This is a genomic window from Agrobacterium sp. ST15.16.024, from assembly GCF_027956545.1.
Classification (GTDB): Bacteria; Pseudomonadota; Alphaproteobacteria; order Rhizobiales; family Rhizobiaceae; genus Agrobacterium; species Agrobacterium cucumeris.
The window spans coordinates 53,922-67,322 of the sequence record NZ_JAQKGO010000001.1 but is presented as its reverse complement, the minus strand read 5'-3'; the positions used below and the strand labels follow the sequence as shown (position 1 = coordinate 67,322).

The window sequence follows — 13,401 nt, the reverse complement described above, 5'->3', positions numbered from 1 at the left end:
CCACATCAGGCTCCCGCTAACTCCCAAAGGGAGTGTAAGAGGTGTTATCTTATTTTCCAAGTGACCCGCCTTTGACTGACGCCACCTTCAGAAAACAAAAAACCGGCCACGAGGGCCGGTTTTTTGCAAATAAGATTTCAGAAAAGCTTATGCGCTTTCCTTCGGCGTCAGAACCTGACGGCCACGATACATACCGGTCTTCAGATCGATATGGTGCGGGCGGCGCAGTTCGCCGGAGTTCTTGTCTTCAACGTAGGTTGCAGACTTGAGACCGTCAGCCGAGCGGCGCATGCCGCGCTTGGACGGGCTTGTTTTTCTTTTTGGTACAGCCATTTTTGTTACTCCACTTTAGCGGCGAAACAACGGAACCGGCCAGAACCAAAGGCCGAATGTCGGGTGTCTCGATATCGGAAATTTGGCGCGCTTATACATGCCCAAACGGGCTTTGACCAGCCCTGACGCGCATTTTTTCCGATTCAGCGGAATTGGTGCAACGGGCCGCCGTCAGGCGTAGCAAATCATGCCTCACCTCTTATCAAAAACGACAAGCTCCTTGAAGTGGTTCATATCCTTGAATTCACAGAAAGCCGGTGGGCGCATCTCGATGATCGGCGCTGCCGCACGCAGTTCTTCCAGTTCCTCATCAAGCATCGCCTGCCAGCGCGGCAGGCATTCCGGATCGAACCAGCGCGTGATGTAAGACAGCGTAATATGGAACTCATAACTTTCATGGTTGGGATGCCGGTAACCGAAGGCTTCGGCAAACGCATCGCGCCACAACGCAACGATCCGGTTGTCTTGCGCGGTCACACCCTGCATCACCAGTCCTGTGGGCTTGAGGCCAGTCACCTGCATCCTGAAAACCGGAAGGGTGGGAAAGGCCGAAAGACGGTCGCGATAATAGTCCGTCATTGTGTCAATTGGCGTATCGAGCGGCATGTTCTCCGGCCAATAGGGCAGAGCGCGCCGAAATTCGATGATGCCCTGAAACACCGTCATATGCAGGCTGGAAACCGGTGTGAAGGCGAGCTGCGATGCTTCCGGCATATCCAGAAAGCGCTGGCGCGTCCTGATGATCGCGCTTTCGCCCTGCGATCCTTCGACGAGATGGCAAACCACCGTGTTGCCCGGCTCGGGCAGAAATTCGCCGTCCAAATTATAACGGCTGCCAAGATGACGCGGTGGCATATCGTGGCTGTTGACGGAGAAATATTCCAGATCTTTCGAGACAAGCGGGGCGTGCATCGGGGAACTCCTTGTGAGAGGCTTCCCCTAATCTGCGCACGCAACAAACCAATGACATTGACCGATCAGATGGCCGGTCAATGCGCCTCGTCCCAATTCTCCGCAGCACGCGCATCCACCTGCAACGGCACCTTCATGGAAATGGCCGGCATGGCCGCGTTTTCCATGACGGAGACGACGACGGGCAGGGTTTTTTCGATTTCCGCTTCTTCGACTTCGAAGATGAGTTCGTCATGCACCTGCAAAAGCATGCGGGCAGAGAGCTTCTCCGCTTCCAGTGCCGGCTCTATACGGACCATCGCGCGGCGAATGATATCAGCGGCAGAACCCTGGATCGGGGCATTGATGGCCGCCCGTTCGTTGAAGGCTTTCACCGAAGGGTTGGAAGAGCGGATTTCCGGATAATGCGCCCGGCGGCCGAAAATCGTTTCGACATAGCCGTTTTCGCGGGCGAAAGCCTTGGTCGCTTCCATGTAATCGCGAATGCCGGGAAACCGCTCGAAATATTTCTTGATATATTCGCCCGCCTCCGAGCGGGCGATGCTCAGCTGGTTGGCGAGACCGAAAGCCGAAATACCGTAGATGATGCCGAAATTGATGGCCTTGGCGCGGCGGCGCACTTCCGACGGCATGCCTTCCACCGGCACGCCAAACATTTCCGATGCGGTCATTGCATGGATGTCGATGCCGTTTTCAAAGGCGTTGCGCAGTTGCGGAATATCGGCGACGTGAGCCAGCACGCGCAGCTCGATCTGGCTATAGTCAGCGGACAGAAGCTTGTGACCGGGCGTGGAGATGAAGGCCGTGCGAATCTTGCGACCCTCCGCCGTGCGCACCGGGATATTCTGAAGGTTCGGCTCCGAGGACGACAGACGCCCCGTGGTGGTGGAAGCGAGCGCGTAGGAGGTATGCACCCGTTTCGTCTCGGGATGGATGTATCCCGGCAGCGCATCCGTATAGGTCGATTTCAGCTTCGTCAGCTGCCGCCAGTCAACGATCTTGCGTGGCAGCTCTGCACCTTCCGCTGCCAGATCTTCCAGAACCTGCGCCGATGTCGACCATTGGCCGGTCTTGGTCTTGGAGCCGCCGGGCAAGCCCATCTTGCCGAACAGAATATCGCCGAGCTGCTTTGGTGATCCGACGTTGAAACGCTCGCCCGCCAGCTCGTAGATTTCCTCTTCGAAGGCGGCAGCCTTCTGCGCCAGTTCACCGGAAAGGCGCGACAGGATCTGCCGGTCAACGGTGATGCCGCGTTCCTCCATATGCGCCAGAACCGGCACCAGAGGGCGCTCCAGCCGCTCGTAAACACTGGTCAGCCGCTCGGCGACGAGCCGGGGTTTCAGGGCCATCCAGAGGCGCAGGGTGACATCCGCGTCTTCCCCGGCGTAAGCCGTCGCCTTGTCGATGTCGACGAAATCGAAGGTGACGCTCGACTTGCCCGATCCCGCTACATCCTTGTAGGCAATCGGCGTGTGGCCGAGCCAGCGTTCGGACAGCGAATCCATGCCATGCGTGGCCTTGCCGGCCTCGAGAACATAAGAAATCAGCATGGTATCGTCGAAGCTCTGCATGACGACGCCATGGCGTTTCATCAGCAGATAGTCATATTTGAGGTTCTGGGCGATTTTCAGAACCGCCGGGTCCTCAAGCAGGCTTTTCAAACGCGCCAGCGCCTCGGCAAATGGCACCTGCCCTTCGGCAAGCTTGATACCATCGCTGAAAAGATCGCCGCCGGAGCCGGTCTTGTGCGTCAAGGGAACATAGGCAGCGCGGATATCGGCGCCCGAGGCGTCCTTGCCATTGTCGGCGATGGCCAGCGAAAAACCGACAAGTTCCGCCTGCATCGGATCAAGCGAAGTCGTTTCCGTGTCGAAGGCGACGACGCCGGTCTCACGGGCTGCAGCAATCCAGCGGTCCAGTTCTGCAAGGTCTCTGATCGTCGTGTAAGCGGTCGTATCGATCTTGGCGGCTGAAAAAAGCACTTGGCGCGCGGCGGCGAGATCGGCAGGCGCGCTGCCTTCTCCGGTCAGCTTTCTCGCCGAAACAGAGGGCGAAGCCGAGGCGGCAGTTGCGCCGGCGGCCACGTCACCAATGGCGACTGCCGAAGCAGGCGCATCGAGATCGGGACCATGGGCATCCGCCCCCCACTGAACCGGCACATTGGCGGGGTCGATGGCAGAGGCGTCGCTGTCGGTCGCTTCGGCAACGCGGCGGGTCAGCGTCGTGAATTCCATCGCCTTCAGGAAGGCGATGAGCTTCGGGCCGTTCTGCGGTTCAAGCACCAGCGCCTCAAGAGACTGCTCCAGCGGCACATCGGTTCTAAGCGCCACGAGCTGCCTGGAAAGACGGGCAAGATCAGCGTTGGCGATGATGTTTTCCCGGCGCTTCTGCTGCTTGATTTCGCCCGCCCGCGCCAGCAGCGTATCGAGATCGCCATATTCCTCCAGCAATTGCGCCGCCGTCTTCGGCCCGATGCCGGGAATGCCGGGCACATTGTCGGTGGAATCGCCGGTCATCGCCTGCAAGTCGATCATCTTTTCCGGGCCAACGCCCCATTTTTCGATGACGTCAGGGATGCCGATCTGCTTGTCCTTCATGGCATCGTACATATGCACATTGGCCGTGACGAGCTGCATCAGATCCTTGTCGGAAGAGATGATCGTAACATCGGCGCCGATCGCCTCCGCCTGGCGGGCATAGGTGGCGATGATGTCATCCGCCTCGAAGCCTTCGGTCTCGATGCAGGGAAGGTTGAAGGCGCGTGTCGCCTCGCGGATCAGGCCGAATTGCGGAACCAGATCTTCAGGCGGCGCGGAACGGTTGGCCTTGTAGAGATCATAAAGTTCATTGCGGAAGGTTTTCGACGAATAGTCGAAAATAACGGCGAAGTGTGCTGGCGTCACGCCGACATCGGTGTTGCGCGCATCCTTCAAGAGCTTCCACAACATGTTGCAGAAGCCGGAGACGGCGTTGACCGGCAGCCCGTCCGACTTGCGGTTCAGCGGCGGAATGGCATGGAACGCCCGGAAAATGAAACCGGAACCGTCAACGAGGAAGAGATGATCGCCTTTTTTCATGGCGATATGGATAGCGCGGGGCCGTTCTGGCGTCCACCGAAACTTCGCACAACACACCGCAAAGCACTGGAAACGAGGCGGCCCGAAAAGCGCTGAGAATTCACCCGAACGTTACCGATTTGTAATCAGCTCCTCCCTTGAAAAGCCGTATTTGGAGACACATTTCATAAGGGACGGCGCCTGATCACGCCGTAGTCTGATAGCTGGCTCGTCCCCCGCCGCGTCAGACCGGACAAAGGCCTTTCCCCCTCTCCGGGCCTTTGTCCTCCAATATGACCGCCATGGCCGATCCCTCCCGGCCATGGCGGTTTTATTTTGTGCCGGATTCCGGGCTGGCGCAAACATATCATACGATATATATCGCGCTATCGAATTGCCGGAATGTGCCGGCGGAAATGCTCTACGGACGGAAGAATGGGATTTTCCCGGGACGAATCGGCAATTTATCTCGCCACGAAAATGGCGCGGGAATTCACCATGGCGCTGCAAAAAAGAGCCGCTGCCCTTGGTTTTTCCCCCGGGCAATTCCCCATCCTGATCGAGCTATGGCATGAGGAAGGCCTGACGCAGCGGCAATTGCTCGATAGAATCGACGTCGAGCAGGCAACGCTTGCCAATACGCTCTCACGTATGGAGCGCGACGGGCTGATCATCCGCAAATCCCATCCCAGCGACCGCCGCGCCCAGATCATCGAGCTGACCCAGCGCGGCAGGGATCTGGAGGCGAATGCCATTGCAGCCTCCGAGGCCACCGAAGAGACGCTGCTTAAGGATTTCCGTCGTTTCGAAAGGCAGCTTCTGCTGGAATATATGCGCCGGGCGATCGAAAGCGCAAAAAAAGCGAAATAGCATTCGCCTCTACAAACAGCTGCTTATCTGCTCTGAGACCTGTCATCGCTGAGGGCCCGGGTTTTTGTTTATGCGTAATTTCGGATGTAAAACCGCTTCGCAGTTTTCCTGAACTGCTCTATCGTTCCGGCGGCTGCACGTTTGGCGATTCACGACACGTCAGCCCCTTGTTCCCACGCGATGCGCGATGCCCGGATGCCTCGTCCATCGCCGGGTCACGACAGACATGACAGGATCAGCGATGACAGACGTTTCCCCCATTCTTTCCACCGCCGACGACAATCTTACATCCAGCCTCGAGCGGCTGTTCGAACTGGTGCGCATTCCGTCGATTTCCACGGACCCCGCCTATAAGGCGGAATGCCGCAAGGCGGCGGAATGGCTGGTCAGAACGCTTTCCTCACTGGGCTTTGAGGCTTCCGTGCGCGATACGGCCGGTCATCCGATGGTGGTGGCGCATCACGATGCAGCCACCAAGGACGCACCACATGTGCTTTTTTATGGGCACTACGATGTGCAGCCGGTCGATCCGCTCAATCTCTGGGAAAATGACCCATTCGAGCCGGCGATCAAGGATATCGGCGCTGGCCGTCAGGTGATTACCGGCCGCGGAACGGCTGACGACAAGGGCCAGCTGATGACCTTCGTGGAAGCTTGCCGGGCCTATAAGGCCGTCAATGGCGGCCTGCCAGTCCGCGTCACCATCCTCTTTGAGGGCGAAGAGGAATCCGGCTCGCCCTCGCTGAAGCCGTTCCTCGAAGCCAATGCAGATGAGCTGAAGGCCGATTATGCGCTGGTCTGCGATACAAGCATGTGGGATCGCGATACGCCCGCCATTGCCGCCGCCCTTCGCGGCCTCGTCGGTGAAGAAATCGTCATCACCGCGGCTGACCGTGATCTACATTCCGGCCTGTTCGGCGGTGCGGCGGCAAATCCGATCCACATTCTCACCGATATTTTGGCCGGCCTGCATGACGAAACCGGCCGTGTCACACTTTCCGGCTTCTATGACGGCGTGGAGGAAACCCCTGCCAACATCAAGGCCTCCTGGGAAACGCTGGGGCGCACGGCGGAAGCCTTCCTCGGTGAAGTCGGCCTGTCGGTTCCCTCGGGCGAAAAAGGCCGCACCGTGCTGGAGCAGACCTGGGCGCGACCGACGGCGGAAGTCAACGGCATTATCGGCGGCTATACCGGCGACGGCTTCAAAACCGTGATCGCCGCAAAAGCTTCCGCCAAGGTGTCTTTCCGTCTGGTTGGCGAACAGAACCCCGCAGCCATTCGCGAGAGCTTCCGGGCTTATGTACGCTCGAAAATCCCGGCGGATTGCTCGGTGGAGTTTCAAGAGCATGGCGCATCACCAGCCATCCAGCTTTCCTACGATTCACCCGTGCTGACCAAGGCCAAAAACGCCCTTTCGGACGAGTGGCCAAATCCCGCCGTCGTCATCGGCATGGGCGGCTCGATCCCGATCGTCGGTGATTTCCAGAAGATGCTGGGCATGGATTCGCTGCTTGTCGGCTTCGGCCTCACCGACGACCGCATTCATTCGCCCAATGAAAAATACGACCTGCAGTCCTTCCACAAGGGCATCCGCTCCTGGGTCCGCATTCTCGACGCGCTGGCGGCAAAATAACCAAAAAAAGAGGAGGCGTCGGCTACCCGGCTCCTCCTCCTTTTTCTGCTTTTGGCGCTCAAAAACAAAAAGGCCGGGCAAGCCCGACCTTTCCATCCGTTTTTCGTCAATGCCAGTACATCCGTGGTCAAAGCGTTCAACGGTCTGATGCTTCAGAGCGCGTCGATCATGTCGACGCTGCTTTCACGGTCAGGATCAGCTGTTTCGGTTAATCTTTGGTTAACGCGATCACAGCGGCATTATCAAAATGCCCGCCCGACAGTTTTCATCCGAAACACTGTTGAACCCTATATTGGTATGCGATCCGTTCTTTTCAAGGCCAGCCGGTTCAGGACCGTCCTCCAAAAGAAAAAGGCCGGAAAAATCCGGCCTTTCCATTCATGTCAATGACCCGTGGGGGCCAAAGCGCTTATCAGGAAACGACGAGTTCGCCTGCGGACATCTTGCCCGAGCGACGATCCTGCATCAGCTCGTAGGAGAGCTTCTGACCGTCGTTGAGGGCGGTCAGACCAGCGCGCTCAACAGCGGAGATGTGCACGAATACGTCCTGCGAACCGTCGTCAGGCTGAATGAAGCCGTAGCCCTTGGTTGCGTTGAACCACTTTACTGTACCAGTCGCCATAACGATTTCCTTCCGTTGGCAAATTGTATTTGCACTGCTGGCAGTGCGGTCTTGGGTCGAATTTGAAGGAAAGATCGTCGTGTGCACCCAAAAAGGCGCCGAAGCTCTGGTCGTCAAACAAATATCGATGGGCGAACACCTAGGTTGGCAGGGGCCAAAAGTCAAGTTTCTTTGAAAAACGGTGTGATCTTTGTGAAGCGCTGCCAAACCGAAGCCGCTGAAAACAGGGCTTTAAACAGCAAAAACCCGGCGCGGGAGGAGGTGCGCCGGGTTCTTGAAACTGACTGACAATTGGGAGGAGGAGTATTGTCAGTCCAATCGGGCGACGCTGGGAGGAGGAGTGCGTCGCTTCGATGGTTTGAACATACAGGATATCAGCTCAAAAAACAGACACTTCATCGCAGCGCAGCATTGCACAAAATGCATAGCTATCTCCTGGCGTCTTGAAGCTCCCTCGCTTACCGCCTAATAAATACGCATGACTATCGAATCCGTGAGAGCCTTCTTCACCGAGAAATTGCCGGAAGTGACCGTTATCGAAACGGAAGCCAGTTCGGCGACCGTCGCGCTGGCTGCCGAAGCGCATGGCGTCGAGCCGGACCAGATTGCCAAAACAATCTGCCTGAAGGCCGGCGACACCATTCTTCTCGTCGTCACCGCCGGTACGAAGCGGCTCGACAACCGGAAATTCCGTGATCATTTCGGCGCCAAGCCGCGCATGCTGGGGCCGGAAGACGTGGTTGCAGTGACCAGCCATCCCATCGGTGGCGTGTGCCCTTTCGGGCTGCCCTCACCTCTGCCGGTGTTCTGCGACATATCGCTAAAAAACTATGACGAGGTGGTGCCGGCGGCCGGCGCCACCAATGCGGCGGTGCGGATTTCGCCCGATGCCATGGCTGAATTGACGGGAGCGGAATGGGTCGATGTCTGCCAATGACGGCGATTTGATCCCGTCTGGGCTTAACCCCGCCTTAAATTGCCGCATTTAAACTCTTCATCCTGGATTAAGGATCGCGCTGGCATAGAAGCCTGAAGGTCATATGGATGCGCGGTCTCGTGAATTAAGGAGCAATTTCGGCTGGATGGCAGGCAAGGGCAAATCACGCGATCGGGTAGAACCTTCCTTCGGGGATTTCCACGAGTCCGGCGATGACCTGCGCCTCGACGCCAGCGAACGCATCAGCGGAACCGCAAAGCAGCCCGCCAGAAAGCCGAAGGCCACCACCGGTCGCGCCAAATCGCAGAAAAAAGAAAAGCGCTCATGCAATTCCTCCGGCCGCGGTGCGACGGGCATTGTCCGCTCCCTCTTTTACTGGTGCATCGTACTCGGCATCTGGGGCGGTATCGGCGTTGCAGGCCTTGTCCTTTATTATGGCGCACGCATGCCAAGCGCCAGCAGCTGGTCCATTCCCGAACGCCCGCCGAATGTGAAGATCGTTTCGGTCAATGGCAGCGTGCTTGCCAATCGCGGCACGACAGGCGGCGAGGCGCTCGCGCTGGAAGACATGTCGCCTTATATTCCCCAGGCCGTCATGGCGATCGAGGACCGGCGGTTTTATTCGCATTTCGGCATCGATCCGCTGGGTCTCGGCCGTGCAATCGTGACGAATGTGCTGACGGGGCGAACAGTGCAGGGCGGCTCGACGCTGACACAGCAGCTGGCGAAAAACCTGTTCCTCTCTCCCGACCGGACGCTGGAGCGCAAGGTTCAGGAAGTGCTTTTGTCGTTCTGGCTGGAGCATGAATTTACCAAGGACCAGATTCTCGCGATGTATCTCAATCGCGTCTATTTCGGGTCCAATGCCTATGGCGTCGAGGCGGCTTCCCGGCGCTACTTCAACAAATCCGCGCGTGACGTCAATCTGGGCGAAGCGGCGATGCTTGCCGGGCTTCTGAAGGCCCCGTCGCGCCTTTCACCCGCACGTGATCCGCAGGCGGCGGAGGAGCGGGCGCAGGTCGTGCTGCAATCCATGCGCGATGTCGGCTTCATCACGGACGATGAAATCAAGACTGCCATGTCGCAGCCGCCAACCAAGGCAAAACGTTTCTGGTCCGGCGCCGAACATTACGCCGCCGATATGGTTCTGGAGGAAGTGCGCAGCCTGGTTGGCGAGGTGAAGCAGGACATCGTCGTCGATACGACCATCGACCCCAATCTTGAACGCGACGCCGAAAAGGCGCTGACCCATATTTTGCAGGGTGATGGCAAGAAGCAGGGCGCTTCGCAGGCGGCACTGGTCTCCATCGATGGCACGGGCGCGATCCGGGCCGTCGTCGGCGGGGCTGATTATGCCGAAAGCCAGTTCAACCGTGCCGCCAAGGCGAAGCGCCAGCCCGGCTCGGCCTTCAAACCCTTTGTTTATGTGGCCGCGCTCGAATCAGGGCTCACCCCTTACACCATTCGCAACGACGCGCCGGTCCGCATCGGCAACTGGACTCCGGAAAATTACGAGAAGAAATTCCGTGGCGAAGTGACCCTCGCCACAGCACTCGCCAATTCGCTGAACACGATAGCCGCACAGCTGGTGATGGAGGTTGGCCCCGACCGGGTGACGCAGGTGGCGCATCGCATGGGCATCGAATCGGAACTGCAGAACAATGCCTCCATCGCACTCGGCACTTCGGAAGTGTCACTGATGGAGCTGACCGCTTCCTACGCACCTTTCATGAATGGCGGCTACAAGGCGACTCCGCATATCGTCAAGCGTATCACCGATGCCGATGGCAAGGTGCTTTACGAAAACAAATACGATAATCCGCCGCGTGTACTGAGCGAGGAAATCGCCGCAACCATGAACAGTATGCTGTCGCGCGTCATTACCGAAGGCACAGGCAAGGCCGCACGCCTGCAAGGCTGGCAGGCAGCGGGAAAATCCGGCACCACCCAATCCTTCCGCGACGCACTTTTTGTCGGCTACACAAGCAATCTGACCACGGGCGTCTGGTTCGGCAATGACGACGGCACCTCGATGAAAAAGGTTACCGGTGGCGGTCTTCCAGCAAGGGCCTGGAAGGATTTCATGACCGCCGCCCATTCCGGGCTCTCGCCTTCGCCACTCTTCGGCCTTGGCGCAGGTGCCGTGCCGCCGCTTGGGGAAATGCAGCAACCGGCGCCCGAAAACGCGCCGTCCTCCATCGGCGACATCATTTCCAATGCGCTGGGCGGCGGAACAACGGACCCCCGCGCCTATCCCGACGCACCCGCTTCGCCGAACCCGAATCAGCCGGGCATGGCCATGCCGCCGGCGAACATTCCTTCCCGCGACATCGAACCCGGCTATCAGGCCGGCAATGGACCTGTGCCGCCAGCGGATATAGGCGGCCAATCCCCTGCGACATCCGGGCCGAAACAGACGACCCTGCTCGACATTCTGATGGGAAATTGACCCCGCATCGGGTATGAGCCGGCCGGTTTAATGACCGATAGTAGGTTCGGCAGCCATAGGCTCACTTTCCGCAAAGTCCCCGGTTTTCCAGAGGCTTGGTGCTTCAAATCCGCATCCATGAGCGGAGACGCCCTAAAGCCACAACATATGCGTGCACCAGCATTAACCCTAGATTGCCTTTTGCGCCGAGGCGGCTACATTTCGGGTGACTTTTTACGGTAAATGAATTATTAATTGTTCATATAAATTAATTTTCTTGTTTCAAAATAACTTTTCAGGGTTCCATATTATGCTGGGTACTAAAGGCTCATCGCATGCCGTTTTTTACGGTGCTCCCTATCCTGCGGCCGCCAGTTTCGAAACGGCGGAAATGCAGACTTCCTTTTTAGAAAAAAACCCATCTGCGTTGCAGCGCGGCCAGTTCGCGCTCAAAAGAACAATCGACATTGCAGGGGCGTCCATCGCCCTTGTCGCACTGGCACCCGTATTGCTGACGGTTGCGGCGCTGGTGAAATTGGACAGCAAGGGGCCAGTTCTGTTCTCGCAAATCCGCTGGGGCATGAACGGGCGAAAAATCCGCGTCTATAAATTTCGCTCCATGCGGACCGAACTGGGCGACGCCACCGGTGTGGCACAAACGGTGAAGAACGACCCGCGCATAACCCGTATCGGCGCCGTTCTCCGCCGCACCAACATCGATGAATTGCCACAGCTTATCAATGTATTGAAAGGCGATATGTCGCTTGTCGGCCCGCGCTGCCATGCCATCGGCATGCTGGCGGCCGGCCGGCCTTATGAAGAGCTGGTTCCTCATTATCATATGCGGCACCAGATGCGGCCAGGCATTACCGGCCTTGCACAGATGCGCGGGCTGCGCGGCCCGACGGATCGTAGTGACAAGGCGCGGGCACGGATTGTTTCCGATCTCTATTACGTCGACAATTTTTCGGTCTGGCTGGACATCAGGATCATGGTCGGAACCGTGATTTCCGAATTGCGTGGCGGCAAGGGCTTCTGATCGTTTAAGAACTGCCATGCCACAGAATGAAAAAGCCCGGCATCGCTGCCGGGCTTTTTTGTATGAATCAGATTTGCGTCAGTTCGTCGGCGCGGGAGCAGCTGCCGGATCCGGCAGCGGTGCCGGGTTTGCCGACAGCGTACGCAGATAAGCGATCAGATCGGCTCTTTCGGTTTCTTTCTTCACACCCGCAAAACCCATGGCCGTTCCGGGAACGTGTTTCTTGGGAGCTTCGAGGAAGAAGCTGAGATGATCGTAATCCCAATGCACGGAACCGCCCTTGGAGAAATCCTTCATGCCTGCGGAATAGCTGAAACCTTCGTGGCTGGCGATCGGCCGGTTGACGATATCGAAGAGATTGGGGCCGACCTTGTTTGCACCACCACTCTCTCCGGTATGACAGCTCGTACACTTCTTGAAGACAGTTTCGCCCTTGGCGGCATCGGCGCTCGCAAGCAATTGCGCGATTGGCGTCGCTGCGGCAGCCGTTTCTCCGCCGGCTGCTTCACCGCCGCTTTCTGCAGCAGCAATGGCGTAACCTTCCTTCTCGGGCGTAGGCGCATGAAAAATGCCCTCAGAAGCAATTGACACCGACATCAGGACAAAAACCGTACCCAGCAACGCCCCAACGCCCATATTTACATAAGAATTCATCTATATGCGCTCCCTCGCATCCGCTCCATATAACCGGGCATCTTGAAATTACTCGAAAGCTATGGCTTTTGCACAGCCTGCGCAACTTGAATAATGGTCCCCACTCCGTGACGTTTTGACACTTTTCGGACGGGATTTGAAGGGTGTCGGATGAAGAATCGGGATTTCGAGAAAGCTGTCGTCCTCATACCGGCACGGATGGCATCCACACGCCTGCCAGGCAAGCCGCTTGCGGATATTGGCGGCAAGCCGATGATCGTTCAGGTGGCGTTGCGTGCGCGAGAAGCAGGTGCGGAACGAATCGTCGTTGCGGTCGATGACGAACAGGTTTTTTCGGCGGTTCAAAATGCCGGTTTCGACGTGATGATGACGCGGGACGACCACCAGTCCGGTTCGGACCGCATTTTCGAAGCGCTGCAAAAGGCCGATCCTGACGGCAATGCCGAATACGTCATAAACGTGCAGGGCGATCTTCCGACCATCGAGGCGGAGACGATCCGCGCCTCTCTGCGCCCGCTCGAGAACCCCGCCGTCGACATTGCCACGCTGACAGTGGAAATCACTGACGACGACGAAAAAACCAATCCGAACGTCGTGAAAGTCGTGGGCAGCCCGCTCTCCGAAACTCGGCTGCGCGCCCTTTATTTTACGCGTGCGACCGCGCCTTCTGGCGACGGCCCGCTTTATCACCATATCGGGCTTTACACCTATCGCCGCGCCGCACTTGAGACATTCGTGAGCCTTCCGCCCTCGCCGCTGGAAAAGCGCGAGCGGCTGGAACAGTTGCGGGCGCTGGAAGCCGGTATGCGCATCGATGCGGAAATCGTCCGCTCCGTGCCGCTCGGCGTCGACACGCCGCACGACCTCGAAAAAGCCCGCAGCATTCTTGCAAGCAGAACTCTCTAACGGATAATGTC

Annotated in this window: 11 protein-coding genes; 6 read left to right on the top strand and 5 right to left on the bottom strand. The window is 57.9% G+C overall.

The genetic code is table 11. The features are described from left to right. Positions 1-147 precede the first annotated feature (147 nt). The 3 genes from rpmF to polA form a co-directional block, all read right to left on the bottom strand. A complete protein-coding gene (rpmF, locus tag PL640_RS00305) occupies positions 148-333 on the bottom strand; it encodes a 50S ribosomal protein L32 (RefSeq protein WP_003507205.1) in 186 nt (61 codons plus the stop codon). 192 nt (positions 334-525) lie between these two features. Continuing rightward, on the bottom strand, positions 526-1,245 hold the full coding sequence (locus PL640_RS00300) for a DUF1868 domain-containing protein (RefSeq protein ID WP_271360487.1): 720 nt from the start codon (positions 1,243-1,245) through the stop codon (positions 526-528). A 77-nt stretch (positions 1,246-1,322) separates the two neighbouring features. After that, positions 1,323-4,322 carry a DNA polymerase I gene (gene polA, locus PL640_RS00295; protein ID WP_271360486.1) on the bottom strand — a complete coding sequence of 1,000 codons (3,000 nt, stop codon included), beginning with the start codon at positions 4,320-4,322 and terminating at the stop codon, positions 1,323-1,325. 414 nt (positions 4,323-4,736) lie between these two features. Between polA and PL640_RS00290 the strand changes: the two genes are divergently transcribed. After that, complete coding sequence (locus PL640_RS00290; protein ID WP_046799126.1) at positions 4,737-5,171, top strand: MarR family winged helix-turn-helix transcriptional regulator; 435 nt, start codon at positions 4,737-4,739, stop codon at positions 5,169-5,171. A 241-nt stretch (positions 5,172-5,412) separates the two neighbouring features. Further along, the gene (locus PL640_RS00285) at positions 5,413-6,804 is read left to right on the top strand and encodes a dipeptidase (protein WP_271360485.1); all 1,392 of its coding nucleotides are present in this window, start codon (positions 5,413-5,415) and stop codon (positions 6,802-6,804) included. A gap of 412 nt (positions 6,805-7,216) precedes the next feature. Here the strand turns inward: PL640_RS00285 and PL640_RS00280 are convergent, their stop codons facing one another. Beyond that, positions 7,217-7,426 (bottom strand): cold-shock protein, encoded by a 210-nt coding sequence (locus PL640_RS00280; protein ID WP_046799124.1) that lies wholly within the window; start codon positions 7,424-7,426, stop codon positions 7,217-7,219. A gap of 478 nt (positions 7,427-7,904) precedes the next feature. Here PL640_RS00280 and PL640_RS00275 point away from each other — a divergent pair, with 478 nt between their 5' ends. The 3 genes from PL640_RS00275 to PL640_RS00265 all read left to right on the top strand — a co-directional run bounded on the left by PL640_RS00275 (position 7,905) and on the right by PL640_RS00265 (position 11,830). Continuing rightward, positions 7,905-8,363 carry a YbaK/EbsC family protein gene (locus PL640_RS00275; protein WP_269700571.1) on the top strand — a complete coding sequence of 153 codons (459 nt, stop codon included), beginning with the start codon at positions 7,905-7,907 and terminating at the stop codon, positions 8,361-8,363. Positions 8,364-8,508: 145 nt separating this feature from the next. Next, positions 8,509-10,812 (top strand): transglycosylase domain-containing protein, encoded by a 2,304-nt coding sequence (locus PL640_RS00270; RefSeq protein WP_271360484.1) that lies wholly within the window; start codon positions 8,509-8,511, stop codon positions 10,810-10,812. Positions 10,813-11,101: 289 nt separating this feature from the next. Next, positions 11,102-11,830, top strand: coding sequence for a sugar transferase (locus tag PL640_RS00265; protein WP_269700575.1), 729 nt, complete (start codon positions 11,102-11,104; stop codon positions 11,828-11,830). A gap of 78 nt (positions 11,831-11,908) precedes the next feature. Here PL640_RS00265 and PL640_RS00260 read toward each other — a convergent pair whose 3' ends face one another. After that, the gene (locus PL640_RS00260) at positions 11,909-12,484 is read right to left on the bottom strand and encodes a c-type cytochrome (protein WP_046799120.1); all 576 of its coding nucleotides are present in this window, start codon (positions 12,482-12,484) and stop codon (positions 11,909-11,911) included. A gap of 150 nt (positions 12,485-12,634) precedes the next feature. Here PL640_RS00260 and PL640_RS00255 point away from each other — a divergent pair, with 150 nt between their 5' ends. Beyond that, positions 12,635-13,390, top strand: coding sequence for a 3-deoxy-manno-octulosonate cytidylyltransferase (locus PL640_RS00255; RefSeq protein ID WP_271360483.1), 756 nt, complete (start codon positions 12,635-12,637; stop codon positions 13,388-13,390). The last annotated feature ends 11 nt before the right edge of the window (positions 13,391-13,401 follow it).

Excerpts from the sequence above, each read along its gene's own strand:
- rpmF (WP_003507205.1), bottom strand. The coding sequence starts at position 333 with ATGGCTGTACCAAAAAGAAAAACAAGCCCGTCCAAGCGCGGCATGCGC.
- PL640_RS00300 (WP_271360487.1), bottom strand. The coding sequence starts at position 1,245 with ATGCACGCCCCGCTTGTCTCGAAAGATCTGGAATATTTCTCCGTCAAC.
- polA (WP_271360486.1), bottom strand. The coding sequence starts at position 4,322 with ATGAAAAAAGGCGATCATCTCTTCCTCGTTGACGGTTCCGGTTTCATT.
- PL640_RS00290 (WP_046799126.1), top strand. The coding sequence starts at position 4,737 with ATGGGATTTTCCCGGGACGAATCGGCAATTTATCTCGCCACGAAAATG.
- PL640_RS00285 (WP_271360485.1), top strand. The coding sequence starts at position 5,413 with ATGACAGACGTTTCCCCCATTCTTTCCACCGCCGACGACAATCTTACA.
- PL640_RS00280 (WP_046799124.1), bottom strand. The coding sequence starts at position 7,426 with ATGGCGACTGGTACAGTAAAGTGGTTCAACGCAACCAAGGGCTACGGC.
- PL640_RS00275 (WP_269700571.1), top strand. The coding sequence starts at position 7,905 with ATGACTATCGAATCCGTGAGAGCCTTCTTCACCGAGAAATTGCCGGAA.
- PL640_RS00270 (WP_271360484.1), top strand. The coding sequence starts at position 8,509 with ATGGCAGGCAAGGGCAAATCACGCGATCGGGTAGAACCTTCCTTCGGG.
- PL640_RS00265 (WP_269700575.1), top strand. The coding sequence starts at position 11,102 with ATGCTGGGTACTAAAGGCTCATCGCATGCCGTTTTTTACGGTGCTCCC.
- PL640_RS00260 (WP_046799120.1), bottom strand. The coding sequence starts at position 12,484 with ATGAATTCTTATGTAAATATGGGCGTTGGGGCGTTGCTGGGTACGGTT.
- PL640_RS00255 (WP_271360483.1), top strand. The coding sequence starts at position 12,635 with ATGAAGAATCGGGATTTCGAGAAAGCTGTCGTCCTCATACCGGCACGG.